This window comes from Clavibacter sp. VKM Ac-2873 (assembly GCF_015351075.1).
GTDB lineage: Bacteria > Actinomycetota > Actinomycetes > Actinomycetales > Microbacteriaceae > Clavibacter.
In genome coordinates, this window is sequence record NZ_JADKRS010000004.1 from 161527 (window position 1) to 174030 (window position 12504).

At 75.2% G+C, this 12504-nt stretch carries 10 protein-coding genes; 8 read left to right on the forward strand and 2 right to left on the reverse strand.

Translation table 11 applies throughout. The annotated features are described in order from the left end of the window. Nucleotides 1–44: 44 nt before the first annotated feature. From ITJ44_RS12510 to ITJ44_RS12520, 3 genes are all read left to right on the forward strand, one after another. Nucleotides 45–530 carry an OsmC family protein gene (locus ITJ44_RS12510; protein WP_194635880.1) on the forward strand — a complete coding sequence of 162 codons (486 nt, stop codon included), beginning with the start codon at nucleotides 45–47 and terminating at the stop codon, nucleotides 528–530. 217 nt (nucleotides 531–747) lie between these two features. Beyond that, on the forward strand, nucleotides 748–1755 hold the full coding sequence (locus tag ITJ44_RS12515; RefSeq protein WP_370551692.1) for an FKBP-type peptidyl-prolyl cis-trans isomerase: 1008 nt from the start codon (nucleotides 748–750) through the stop codon (nucleotides 1753–1755). 8 nt (nucleotides 1756–1763) lie between these two features. Further along, complete coding sequence (locus ITJ44_RS12520) at nucleotides 1764–2846, forward strand: 1-deoxy-D-xylulose-5-phosphate reductoisomerase (protein WP_194635882.1); 1083 nt, start codon at nucleotides 1764–1766, stop codon at nucleotides 2844–2846. A gap of 147 nt (nucleotides 2847–2993) precedes the next feature. On the opposite strand, the gene ITJ44_RS12525 is transcribed toward ITJ44_RS12520, so the two are convergent. After that, nucleotides 2994–3581, reverse strand: a complete 588-nt coding sequence (locus tag ITJ44_RS12525; RefSeq protein ID WP_194635883.1) for a hypothetical protein — start codon at nucleotides 3579–3581, stop codon at nucleotides 2994–2996. Then, entirely contained in the window at nucleotides 3578–4834 is a 1257-nt protein-coding gene (locus ITJ44_RS12530; RefSeq protein WP_194635884.1) for a serine/threonine-protein kinase, read from the reverse strand. Before ITJ44_RS12530 ends, ITJ44_RS12525 begins: the two co-directional genes overlap by 4 nt. 146 nt (nucleotides 4835–4980) lie before the next feature. Here ITJ44_RS12530 and ITJ44_RS12535 point away from each other — a divergent pair, with 146 nt between their 5' ends. The 5 genes from ITJ44_RS12535 to ITJ44_RS12555 all read left to right on the forward strand — a co-directional run bounded on the left by ITJ44_RS12535 (nucleotide 4981) and on the right by ITJ44_RS12555 (nucleotide 12501). Further along, on the forward strand, nucleotides 4981–6405 hold the full coding sequence (locus tag ITJ44_RS12535) for an RIP metalloprotease (RefSeq protein WP_194635885.1): 1425 nt from the start codon (nucleotides 4981–4983) through the stop codon (nucleotides 6403–6405). A gap of 89 nt (nucleotides 6406–6494) precedes the next feature. Then, nucleotides 6495–7640 carry a flavodoxin-dependent (E)-4-hydroxy-3-methylbut-2-enyl-diphosphate synthase gene (gene ispG / locus ITJ44_RS12540; RefSeq protein WP_172405931.1) on the forward strand — a complete coding sequence of 382 codons (1146 nt, stop codon included), beginning with the start codon at nucleotides 6495–6497 and terminating at the stop codon, nucleotides 7638–7640. Between the two features lie 106 nt (nucleotides 7641–7746). Beyond that, nucleotides 7747–8778 (forward strand): 3-oxoacyl-ACP synthase III, encoded by a 1032-nt coding sequence (locus ITJ44_RS12545; protein WP_194635886.1) that lies wholly within the window; start codon nucleotides 7747–7749, stop codon nucleotides 8776–8778. Nucleotides 8779–8785: 7 nt separating this feature from the next. Further along, nucleotides 8786–11476, forward strand: coding sequence for an alpha/beta fold hydrolase (locus tag ITJ44_RS12550; RefSeq protein WP_194635887.1), 2691 nt, complete (start codon nucleotides 8786–8788; stop codon nucleotides 11474–11476). Beyond that, a complete protein-coding gene (locus ITJ44_RS12555) occupies nucleotides 11473–12501 on the forward strand; it encodes an NAD-dependent epimerase/dehydratase family protein (protein ID WP_194635888.1) in 1029 nt (342 codons plus the stop codon). Before ITJ44_RS12550 ends, ITJ44_RS12555 begins: the two co-directional genes overlap by 4 nt. The last annotated feature ends 3 nt before the right edge of the window (nucleotides 12502–12504 follow it).

A 12504-nucleotide genomic window follows, 5' to 3' on the forward strand; every position in this document is an offset into this window, starting at 1 on the left:
CCCGCGACCAGGAGGGCCGCGGCCCGGTTCGCTACCGTGATCCCATGCAGATCGAGCACCGGTACGCGCTGTCCCTCGAGTGGACGGGCGACCGTGGATCCGGCACGTCCGACCACCGCTCCTACGGTCGCGACCACGTCGTGCGCGCCGCGGGGAAGCCCGACCTGCTCGGGTCCGCCGACCGCCCGTTCCGCGGCGACGTCGACCGCTGGAACCCCGAGGAGACGCTCATCTCCGCGCTCGCCCAGTGCCACCTGCTCAGCTACCTGCACGCGGCCGCGATGGCGGGCGTGGTCGTCGTCGGCTACCGGGACGAGCCCACCGGCACCATGCGGCAGACGGACGACGGCGGCGGGCACTTCGTCGAGGTCACCCTGCGGCCCGTCGTCACCGTGCGGGATCCCGCGCACGTCGAGCTCGCGACCTCGCTGCACCCGGGCGCCTCCGCACGGTGCTTCATCGCGTCCAGCGTCAACTTCCCCGTGCACCACGAGCCGCGCACGGTGCTCGCGGCCGACGCGGGCGCCTGACCGGACGCGTCTCCTCGCGCACGCGGCGGAGCGCACCCGGCGGAGCGCACACGGCGGCGCGGACCCGGCGGAGCGCACCCGGCGGCGCGCACCCGGCGGGGCGGAACCGCACCGCCCTGATCGCGCCCTGTCAGGCGGACCCCGGCCGCGTCGGGCAGACTGTGCGAGTCCCTCCCACAAACCTGGTGCGTCCGGCGCGCCGATGAAAGCGACTCACGTGAAGCGACGCATCCCCCTCACCCTGGCCGCGGCCGCCATCCTCGCGCTGTCCGCCTGCTCCAGCAGCGGCACGCCGGTAGCGGATCCGTCCGCGAGCCCGACGGCCGGCGCCCGCACCGCGGGGGCCTCCTGCATCGACACCCCCTCGGGCGACGCGTCGAAGTCGGTGAAGGTCTCCGGGGACTTCGGGAAGGCCCCGGACGTGAAGGTGGACGGCCCGCTCACGGTCGACACGACCGAGCGCACGGTCGTCACCCAGGGCGACGGCGCGGAGATCGCCGCCGGCGCCACCGCGAACATCGCGCTCGCCGCGTACAACGGCAAGACCGGCGACGCCATCCCGCAGCTCGCCTACAACGCGGACTCCCCGCTCCCGGCCACGCTGGACGACAGCGCGCTGGTCCCCGGCGTCGTCCGGGCGGTCGAGTGCACCACGGTCGGATCGCGCATCGTCGCGGTGGTCCCCGCTGCGGACGGCTTCGCCGCCGAGCAGGCCACCACGCTCGGCCTCGGCGCCGACGACCCCATCGTCATCGTGGTGGACGTGCTGAGCCAGGTCCCCACGCGCGCAGACGGCGCGGACCAGCCGGCACCCGATGGCTTCCCGACGGTCACCCTCGCGGACAACGGGGCGCCCACCATCACCATCCCGGACGCCGCACCGCCCACCGAGACGAAGATCGCGAACCTCAAGGTCGGCGACGGCGCAGAGGTCACGGACGGCGCCAACGTCACGGTGCAGTACACGGGCATCAACTGGAACACCAAGAAGGTCTTCGACTCGAGCTGGGACAAGGGCGCCAAGCCGGTCTCGTTCCAGACGAGCGGCGTCATCCCCGGCTTCACGAAGGCGCTCGTCGGGCAGAAGGTCGGCTCGCAGGTCATCGCGATCATCCCGCCCGCCGACGGCTACGGCGAGAAGGGCTCCGGCGAGGACATCGGCGGCACCGACACCATCGTGTTCGTCGTCGACATCCTCGGCACCCAGTCCGCTCCGGCCCAGTAGGAGGAGCCGTGCGCCGCGTCATCATCCTCGGATCCACGGGCTCCATCGGCGTGCAGGCCCTCGAGGTCGTCGCGCGGCACCCGGAGCTGTTCGAGGTGGTGGGGCTCGGCGCCGGCAGCAAGCGCGAGGCGCTCGCCGAGCAGGCGCGCGTCGCAGGCGTCGAGCACACGGCCCTCGGCGCGGACGAGGCGGAGCAGCTCATCCGCTCGGTCGACGCCGACGTGGTGATCAACGGCATCACCGGATCCGTGGGGCTCGGCCCCACCCTCGCCGCGCTGGAGGAGGGCCGCACCCTCGCCCTCGCCAACAAGGAGTCGCTCATCGTCGGCGGCGAGCTGGTGCGCTCCCTCGCGGCGCCGGGCCAGCTGGTCCCCGTCGACTCGGAGCACTCGGCCATCGCGCAGGCCCTCCGCGGAGGCACGGCGGAGGAGGTCAGGCGCCTCGTCGTCACGGCGTCCGGCGGCCCGTTCCGCGGCCGCTCGCGCGCCGAGCTCGAGCACGTCACCCCGCGTGAGGCGCTCGCGCACCCCACGTGGGACATGGGCCTCGTCATCACGACGAACTCGTCGACGCTCGTCAACAAGGGCCTCGAGGTCATCGAGGCGCACCTCCTGTTCGACGTGCCCTACGAGCGGATCGACGTGGTCGTGCACCCGCAGTCGCTCGTGCACTCCATGGTCGAGTTCATCGACGGCTCGACGCTCGCGCAGGCGTCCCCGCCGGACATGCGCCTCCCCATCGCGCTCGGCCTGAACTGGCCGCACCGCATGCACGACGTCGGCGTGCCGATCGACTGGACCCGCGCCGCGACGTGGACCTTCGAGCCGCTCGACGACGAGGCGTTCCCCGCCGTGCTGCTCGCCAAGCAGGTGGGAGCGGCCGGATCCACGTACCCGGCCGTCTACAACGCGGCCAACGAGCAGGCCGTGCAGGCGTTCCACGCGGGGCGGGCGGGCTTCCTCGACATCGTCGACACCATCCGCCGCGTCGTCGACGCCCACGCGCCGGCGTCCGGCCCGCTCACGCGCGGGTCGCTGGCCGAGGCGGAGCGGTGGGCGCGCGCCGAGGCCGACCGCGTGCTCGGGGTCTGACCCGACCCGCCCGAGGGCACCGCCCGATCCGAGGGCCCCGCCCGATCCGAGGGCGCCACCTCGCACGCGGGCTCCGCGGATCCCCCGGATCCGGCCCGCGATCCCGGGCTGCACCGCACGCGGAGCCCGGGTCCGATGATCCCCGGCTCAGCCGTTCCCCGGCTTGCCGGCCCCGCCGTTGCCGTTCCCCGGGTTGCCGGGGCCGCCGTTCCCGGCGCCAGGGGCGCCCGGTCCGTCGTCGCCCGGCGTCGGGCTCGCGCTGGGGGAGGGGGTGGGCGACGTGGTCCGCGTCGGGCTCGGGGTGGGCGACGGCGTCGGCGTCCGCGAGGGGGACGGCGACGGCGACGGGCTCACGGACGGCGAGGGCGAGGGCGTCGGGGTCGTCGCCGCGTCCCGGGCCGCCTCGAGCTGCGTGCGCACCTCGTCGATGCGCGCGATGACCTCGTCGTGCCGTGCCTGGTCGATGGATCCGTCGGCGAGGTCGGCCTCGACGGCCGCCCGCAGCTCCTCGAGCTGCGCGAGCGCCTTGGCGTAGTCGCCGTCGGCGGACGACTGCGTGACCGACTGCGTGCGCTGCTGCAGGTCGTCGAGGGCGCGGTCCGCCGGCGTCGACGATCCCGCGCAGCCGGCGAGGAGGAGCACGGCGGTGGTCACGGTCGCGAGGCCGAGGGCGGCGCGCCCGCGGAGCGCGCGGCGTCCGGGACCGGGCGTCCGGCGGGTCGATGTGCGGATCACGGGGCGTCCTCCACGCTCTTCTGCAGCTCCTCGAGGCTGGCGCCGAGGGGTCCGGGGACGGACGGGTACGACGTGTCGCGGTCGGACAGCAGGGGGATGGTCACGACGCCCACGACGGCGGCTGCCGCGATGAGCACGGACACGACGGCGATGCTGAGGGCCCGGCTGCCGCGGCGCTTCGCCGGGACGCGATCCGCGGGGGAGCCGGCGGCGGGGGAGGCCACCGCCGTGGGGTCGGCGCCGCGCGCGGGAGGCGTCGACGCGGCGGCGAACCGCTCGGTCCGGGCGTCCCGATCCGCGGACGGCGCGAGGGCCGCGGCGGCCGCACCCGCGCCGGCCGCGCCGGCCGCCGCGGTCGCCGGCATCACGCGCGTCGACGTGGCCGTCGGCGCCTCCACCGCGGACCCGGGCGCGCGCCCGGTCCGCAGCTCCGCGGCGACCTCGCGCGCGGTGGGCCGCGTCGCCGGATCCCGTCGGGTCATGCGGCCGAGGAGGTCCACCCACGAGGCGCCGAGGCGCGCGGGGATCTCCGGGTCGCGCACCACGCGCGCCATGGTGGACTCGGCGGCCGTGCCCGGGAAGGTGCGGCGGCCGGTGAGGCACTCGAGGAGCACGAGGCCGAGCGCGTACACATCGGTCGGCGCGCCCACGTCCTCGCCGAGCGCCTGCTCGGGGCTGAGGTAGCTGACGGTGCCGACGATGGATCCCGTCGACGTGAGGCGCGTGCCGTCCACGAGGCGCGCGATGCCGAAGTCGGTGAGCTTGGCGGCGGCCGGCTCGTCGTCCTCCTCGGGGCGCGCGAGCAGCACGTTGGCGGGCTTCACGTCGCGGTGCACGACGCCGCGGCGGTGGATGTAGCCGAGCGCGTCGCTGAGGATCCCGCCGATGCGCGCGACCTCGGGACCGGGCAGCGGACCCTGCGCCATGCGCTCGGCGAGCGTGGTGCCGTCGACGATCTCCATCACGATGAAGGCGAGCGCGCGGTCGCCGACCAGGTCGTCGCCCACGTCGAAGAGGGTCACGAGACCCGGGTGGCTGAGGCCCGCGAGCATGCGCACCTCGCCCTCCTGGCGCTCGACCTCGGCGGGGTCGGCGGAGTCGGTCGCGAAGACCTTGACGGCCACCTCGCGGCCGAGCGTCTCGTCGGATGCGCGGTACACGGTGGCCATGCCGCCGCGTCCGAGCAGGCCGCTGATGCGGTAGCGGCCGGCCAGCAGGGTGCCGGCGAGCGGGTCGGGCCGTTCTCCGGGCATGGGCGCACCTCTCGTCACGGTCTCCCAGACTAGCCCGGGGCTCCTGGGCGGGGCCCGCCCGCCTCCGTACGCGCCGCGCCCCCGTCGCCTCCGGATCCGCGCCACGGCGGCGTCCGCCCAGGGTGCGGGAGGTAGCCTCTCCCACCATGGACGGCGTCTTCCTCTACATCCTCGGGGTGCTCATCATCGTGGTCGGCGTCGCCGTGTCCATCGGCCTCCACGAGGTCGGGCACCTGGTGCCCGCGAAGCTCTTCGGCGTGCGCGTCACGCAGTACATGATCGGCTTCGGGCCGACCGTCTTCAGCCGCCGCAAGGGCGAGACCGAGTACGGCGTGAAGGCCATCCCGCTGGGCGGCTACATCTCGATGATCGGCATGTTCCCGCCGCAGAGCTCGCGCGCCGGCACCAGCAGCACGGGGATCGCGCAGCTCGTCGGGCCCGACGCCCGCCGCGGCGCCGACGCCGCCGGATCCCCGGCCGCCCCCGACGGCGACGACCGCGCCGGCCGCGGCTTCTTCGACCTCCTCGTGCAGGACGCCCGCCAGGCCAGCGCCGAGAGCGTCGGCGACGACGAGGACCGCGCCTTCTACAAGCTGCCCGTGCTCAAGCGCATGGTCATCATGCTCGGCGGGCCGGCGATGAACTTCCTCCTGGCGATCGTGCTGTTCGCGATCGTGCTCTGCGGCTTCGGCGTCACGACGCCCACCACCACGGTCGGCCAGGTGAACGCGTGCATCGTGCCCGCCGGATCCACCGCGTCGGCCGACGCCGCCACCTGCCCCGCCGGCGCCCCCGAGGCACCGGGCGCCGCGGCCGGCCTCCAGCCCGGCGACACGATCGTGAGCATCGACGGCACGCCGATCACCGCGTGGGACCAGGTCACGGGCACGGTCCAGGTCTCCGCGGGCACGGAGCTCGACGTCGTCGTGGAGCGCGACGGCGCCCGCCAGACGCTCGCCATCACGCCCGTGCTCACGCAGCAGGCGGTCATCGGCCAGCGCGGCGCGCCCGAGGTCGACGCGCAGGGGATGCCCGTCACGCGCGAGGTCGGCCTCATCGGTTTCAGCCCCACCCAGGCCGTGCAGCAGCAGCCGCTCTCCGCCGCCTTCACGACGACGGGCGAGAACATGGCCGCGGTCGGCAACCTGATCCTCCACCTGCCGCAGCGCCTGGTCGACGTCGGCCGTGCCGCGTTCGGCGGCGGCGAGCGCGACCCGAACGGCCCCATGAGCGTCGTCGGCGTGGGCCGCGTCGCGGGCGAGATCGCGAGCCTCGACCAGACGCCCGTCGCCGCGCGCGCCTCGGCCATGATCGGCCTGGTCGCCTCGCTCAACGTGGCGCTCGGGATGATCAACCTCCTGCCGCTGCTCCCGCTCGACGGCGGACACGTGCTCGGCGCGATCGTGGAGGGCATCCGCCGGGCGTCCGCCAAGGCCTTCGGCCGGCGCGACCCGGGACCCGTCGACGTCGCGAAGCTCATGCCGTTGACGTTCGTGGTCGTGATCGTCTTCGGCGCCATGAGCGCCCTGCTGATCTTCGCCGACCTGGTGAACCCCGTCCGCCTCACCTGACTGCGCCCAGCGCCCGACGCCGCCCACCGCCTGACCCGTCCGCGCCCCCGACGCACCGGGCGCGCAGGAATCGGACGTAGGCTCTTCCCGTGCCAGCAGTCAATCTCGGAATGCCGAAGGTCCCTGAGGTCCTCGCGCCCCGCCGCAAGACCCGTCAGATCAGCGTCGGCAAGGTCAAGGTGGGCGGGAACGCCCAGGTCAGCGTCCAGTCGATGACGACGACGCAGACCACCAACATCAACGCGACGCTCCAGCAGATCGCCGAGCTCACGGCCACCGGCTGCGACATCGTGCGGGTGGCGGTGCCGCACCAGGACGACGCGGACGTGCTGCACATCCTGGCGAAGAAGAGCCAGATCCCGATCATCGCGGACATCCACTTCCAGCCCCGCTACGTCTTCACGGCCATCGACGCCGGTGTCGGCGCGGTGCGCGTGAACCCCGGCAACATCCGCAAGTTCGACGACCAGGTCGGCGCCATCGCGAAGGCCGCCAAGGCCGCGGGCACCTCGATCCGCATCGGCGTCAACGCCGGATCCCTGCACCCGAGCCTGCTGCAGAAGTACGGCAAGGCCACGCCCGAGGCGCTCGTCGAGTCGGCCGTCTGGGAGGCCAGCCTCTTCGAGGAGCACGACTTCCACGACTTCAAGATCTCGGTCAAGCACAACGACCCCGTCATCATGGTGAAGGCCTACCGCCTGCTCGCCGAGCGCGGCGACTGGCCGCTGCACCTCGGCGTCACCGAGGCCGGCCCCGCGTTCCAGGGCACCATCAAGAGCGCCACGGCGTTCGGGATCCTGCTCTCCGAGGGCATCGGCGACACGATCCGCGTCTCCCTCTCCGCGCCGCCGGCCGAGGAGGTGAAGGTGGGCCTGCAGATCCTGCAGTCGCTCAACCTCCGCGAGCGCAAGCTCGAGATCGTCTCCTGCCCGAGCTGCGGCCGCGCGCAGGTCGACGTCTACTCGCTCGCCGAGCAGGTCACCGAGGGCCTCAAGCACGTCAACGTGCCGCTGCGCGTCGCCGTCATGGGCTGCGTCGTCAACGGACCCGGCGAGGCCCGCGAGGCCGAGCTCGGCGTCGCGTCCGGCAACGGCCGCGGGCAGATCTTCGTCAAGGGCGAGGTCATCAAGACCGTGCCCGAGGCCGAGATCGTGCAGACGCTCATCGAGGAGGCGAACCGCCTCGCCGCGGAGATGCCCGCGGGATCCATCGGCAGCCCCGAGATCCTCGTCTAGCCCCACCCTTCCCCACCCGACCGCGCGGCGGCCGTGCGCCCGCGCGCGCCGGCTGCGCGTAGGCTCTGCTAGTCGTCCGCCCGGCGGACCGCCCCACGAACTGAGGATGCTGTTGAACGGTAACGCCACTTTCCGGCATCGGAACACCTCCCTGCTGGGGCTCGCCAGCGTCCTCGCCCCGCACACCGTCACGTCGGTCGAGATCGACGACCGCCTGAAGCCCGTGCTCTCCCGGCTCCGCCTCCCCACCGGACTGCTGCAGCGGGTCGCGGGCGTCCTCGAGCGCCGCAACTGGGACGCGTCGATGTCCTTCGACGCCGCCGCCACGGAGGCCGGCCGCAAAGCGCTCGCCCAGGCCGGGGTCCAGCCGTCGCAGATCGGGCTGCTCATCAACACGTCGGTGACGCGCGCGCACCTCGAGCCGAGCGTCGCCGTGAGCATCCACAACGGGCTCGGGCTGCCGTCGTCCGCCCTCAACTTCGACATCGCCAACGCGTGCCTCGGCTTCGTCAACGCCATGACGCTCGCGGGCCACCTCATCGACTCGGGCCAGATCGACTACGCGATGATCGTCGACGGCGAGGACGCCGGCGAGATCCGCCACAACACGGTCGCGCGCCTGCTCCGCCCGGAGACCACCCGCGCCGACTTCCTCAGCGAGTTCCCGAGCCTCACGCTCGGCGCGGGCGCGGCGGCGGCGGTGCTCGGCCGCACGAGCGACCACCCCGAGGGCCACCGGATCCTCGGCGGCGTCACGCGCGCCGCCACCCAGCACCACGAGCTCTGCATCGGCGACGTGGACGGCATGTTCACCGACACGAAGGAGCTCCTCCGCGGCGGCATGGAGCTCGTCGTCGACGCGTGGAAGGAAGCCGCCCAGGACGACTGGGACTGGTCGGACATGGACCGATACATCCTCCACCAGGTGTCGGACGTGCACACCAACGCCATCGTCAAGGCGGCGAAGCTCGACAAGTCGCGCGTGCCGCTCACCTACCCGCGCTACGGCAACGTCGGACCCGCGAGCATCCCCATCACGCTCGCCGACCAGGCGGACAGCCTCAGCCGCGGCGACCGCGTGCTCTGCATGGGCGTGGGCTCCGGCCTCAACACGGCCATGACCGAGATCCTCTGGTAGCCGCGGCGTGAGCGCATCGGCCGCGACCGCGCCGGCGACCCTCCCCGCGGCCGGGCCGGACGGTCGGCCGCTGCCCGGCCTCGACCCCGCCTGGTCGCGCGTCGTGCGCGCGGGCGGGCACGGCTGGCACCTGCTCGACACGGGGGAGCGGCTGGCGGCGACGGGCGCGCCCGTCGCCGGCACGATCCTGTGCGTGCACGGCAACCCGACCTGGTCGTACCTGTGGCGGCGCATCGCGGCGGAGTCGCTGGCGCGCGCCGAGCGGGATCCGTCGAGGCCGGCATGGCGCGTGGTCGCGGTCGACCAGCTCGACATGGGCTTCTCCGAGCGCACGGGCACGGCCCGCACGCTGCCGACGCGGCTCGACGACCTGCAGGCGCTCACCGACGAGCTGGGGCTCTCGGGATCCGGCGCCACGGCGCCCGTCGTCACGCTCGGCCACGACTGGGGCGGGGTCGTCAGCCTCGGCTGGGCGCTCCGCAACCGCGATGTGCTCGCCGGGGTCATGGCGCTCAACACGGCCGTGCACCAGGAGGAGGGCGTGCCCATCCCGTGGCCGCTGCGCCTGGCGCTCGCCACGGGGATCCATGACGCCGCCACGCGGGGCACGCCGGGCTTCCTCGCCACCACGCTCGCGCTCGCGCACCCCCCGCTCGAGCCGGCCGTGCGCCGCGCGTTCGCCGCGCCGTACCGGGGCGCCGACCGCCGCGCTGGGATCCGCGGCTTCGTCGCCGACATCCCCGTCGGCCCCGCGCACCCCAGCCACGCGACCCTCACCACGATCGCCGAGGGCCTCCGCGACCTCGACCTGCCGACCCTGTTCGTCTGGGGACCGCGCGACCCGATCTTCTCCGACGTCTACCTCTCCGACCTCCTCGAGCGCCTGCCGCACGCCGACGTGCACCGCGTCGAGGGCGCCGGCCACCTCGTCGCCGAGGACCACGACTACGCGTCGACCGCGCTCGACTGGCTCGCGGACCGGATCGCGCCGGGATCCGCGCCCGCCGCGCGTCCCGCCGCGCGTCCCGCTCCGTCGCAGGCCCCCGACGCCGCACCGGTCCGCCTGCTCGGCGCCCTCCTCGAGGAGCTGCGCGACAGCGACGCACCCGTGCTCGTGGAGATGGCGCCGCGCGGTGGCGGCTCGCCGCGCACCGTCTCGTGGCGGCTGCTCGCGCGCCGCGTCCGCGAGATCGCGGCGGGCCTCCACGCCCGCGGGCTCCGCGCCGGCGACCGCGTCTCACTCCTCGTGCCGCCCGGCGCCGACCTCACGGCCCTCCTCTACGCGTGCCTGCGCATCGGCGCGATCGTCGTGGTGGCCGACGCCGGCCTCGGCGTGAAGGGCCTCGGGCGCGCGGTCGCGGGATCCCGGCCCGACATGGTCGTCGGCATCCCCGCGGGCCTCGCCCTCGCGCGCGCCCTCCGCTGGCCGGGGGAGAGGATCTCCGTCACCACCCTCGCGCCGCCGGTCGCCCGGGCGCTGGGCGTCGCGGCGAGCCTGCCGGAGATCGCCCGCGCGGGCCGCGCGCAGGTCCTGCCGCCCGAGCCCGCGGCCGACGACGACGCCGCGATCCTGTTCACCTCGGGATCCACCGGCCCCGCCAAGGGCGTCGTCTACACGAACCGCCAGCTGGCCGCCCTCCGCGACACCCTCGGCTCCCGCTTCGACGTGGGCGTCGGCACCGGCCTCGTCGCGGGCTTCGCCCCGTTCGCGCTGCTCGGCCCCGCCCTCGGCGCCACGAGCGTCACGCCGGACATGGACGTGACCCGGCCGCGCGACCTCACCGCGTCGGCCCTGGCCGCCGCGGCCCGCGCCGCCGACGCGACCGTCGTCTTCGCGTCGCCGGCCGCGCTCGCCAACGTCGTCGCCACCGCGGGCGACCTCACCGTCGACGACCGCGCGGCGCTCGCCCGTGTCCGCTCGCTGCTCTCCGCGGGCGCCCCGCTCTCGGAGGCCCTGCTCACGCGCGCCGCCGCGCTCGTCCCCGCCGCCGAGGTCCACACCCCCTACGGCATGACCGAGGGGCTGCTGCTCACCGACGTGACGCTCGAGGGGATCCGCGCGGCAGCCCTCCGCGGCGACGCCGGCGTCTGCGTCGGCGCGCCCGTCGGCCCGGTCGCCGTCCGCATCAGCCCGCTCGGCGCCGACGGCGCCGCGACGGGCGCGCTCACCGACTCGCCCGGCGTCACGGGCGAGATCGTCGTGGCCGCGCCGCACGAGCACGACAGGTACGACCGCATCCACGTGACCGACCGCGCGGCCCGCCGCGACTCGGCCGACGGGATCCGCCGCCACCGGACCGGCGACGTCGGCCACCTCGACGCCACGGGCGCGCTCTGGGTCGAGGGCCGGCTGCCGCACGTGATCACCGCATCGCACGGCGTGCTCACGCCCGTCGGCCCCGAGCAGCGCGCCGAGTCCGCGCCGGGCGTCGGGCGAGCCGCCGCCGTGGGCGTCGGACCCGCGGGCGTGCAGCAGCTCGTGCTCGTCGTCGAGACCGCGCCGGCCGCGCGGCGCGTCGGGCTCGCGGACCCCGACCTCGCGTCCGCCGTGCGCGCCGCGGTCGGTCTGCCGGTCGCCGCGGTGATCGTCGTCCCCGTCCTGCCGACCGACGTCCGCCACAACTCCAAGGTCGATCGCGCGGGGCTCGGCCGCTGGGCTGCCGGGATCCTCGCGGGCGGCCGCGTGAGCGCCCCGTGATCGTCCTCGTCACGGGCGCGAGCGGCATGCTCGGCCGCACCGTCGCCGAGCGCCTCGCCGCCGCGGGGCACGCGGTCCGCACCTTCCAGCGCCAGCCGTCCGGCCTCGCGGGGACCGGCACCGCGCCGGTGCCCGGAGCCGTCGTCGACCTCCGCGGCAGCGTCACCGACCCGGCCGCCGTCGTCCGCGCGGTCGACGGGGTCGACGCCGTGATCCACCTGGCCGCCAAGGTCTCGCTCGCGGGGGATCCGGCCGACTTCCGCGCGGTGAACGTCGAGGGCACCCGCTCGCTCCTCGAGGCAGCCCGCGCAGCCGGCGTCACGCGGTTCGTCCAGGTCTCCTCGCCGTCGGTCGCGCACACGGGCCTCTCCATCACGGGTGACGGCGCCGGCCCCGCGGATCCCGTCCGCGCGCGCGGCGACTACGCCCGCACCAAGGCCGAGGGCGAGCTGATCGCGCTGGCCGCGGACGACCCCACGATGCGCGTGCTCGCCGTCCGCCCGCACCTCGTCTGGGGCCCGGGGGACCCGCAGCTCGTCGCCCGCATCGTCGACCGCGCCGCCCGCGGCCGCCTCCCGCTCCTCGGCCACGGCGCCGCCCTCATCGACACCGTCTACCGCGACAACGCCGCCGATGCCATCGTCGCCGCGCTCGACGCAGCGGACACCGCGCACGGCCGCGCCTACGTCGTCACGAACGGCGAGCCGCGTCCCGTGGCGGAGCTGCTCGCCGGCATGTGCCGCGCGGCCGGCGTGCCCGCGCCCCGGATCCGCGTGCCCGCCGCCCTCGCCCACGCCGCCGGGGGAGCGGTGGAGCGCGTCTGGGCCGTGCGCCCCGGATCCGACGAGCCGCCCATGACCCGCTTCCTCGCGGAGCAGCTCTCCACCGCGCACTGGTTCGACCAGCGGGAGACCCGCCGCGCGCTCGGCTGGACGCCGGCCGTCTCCCTCGACGAGGGCTTCGAGCGCCTGCGCCTCTCGTACGCCGCCGCGCGCGGAGCCGGCCCGGGCGGATCGCTAGGCTGATCC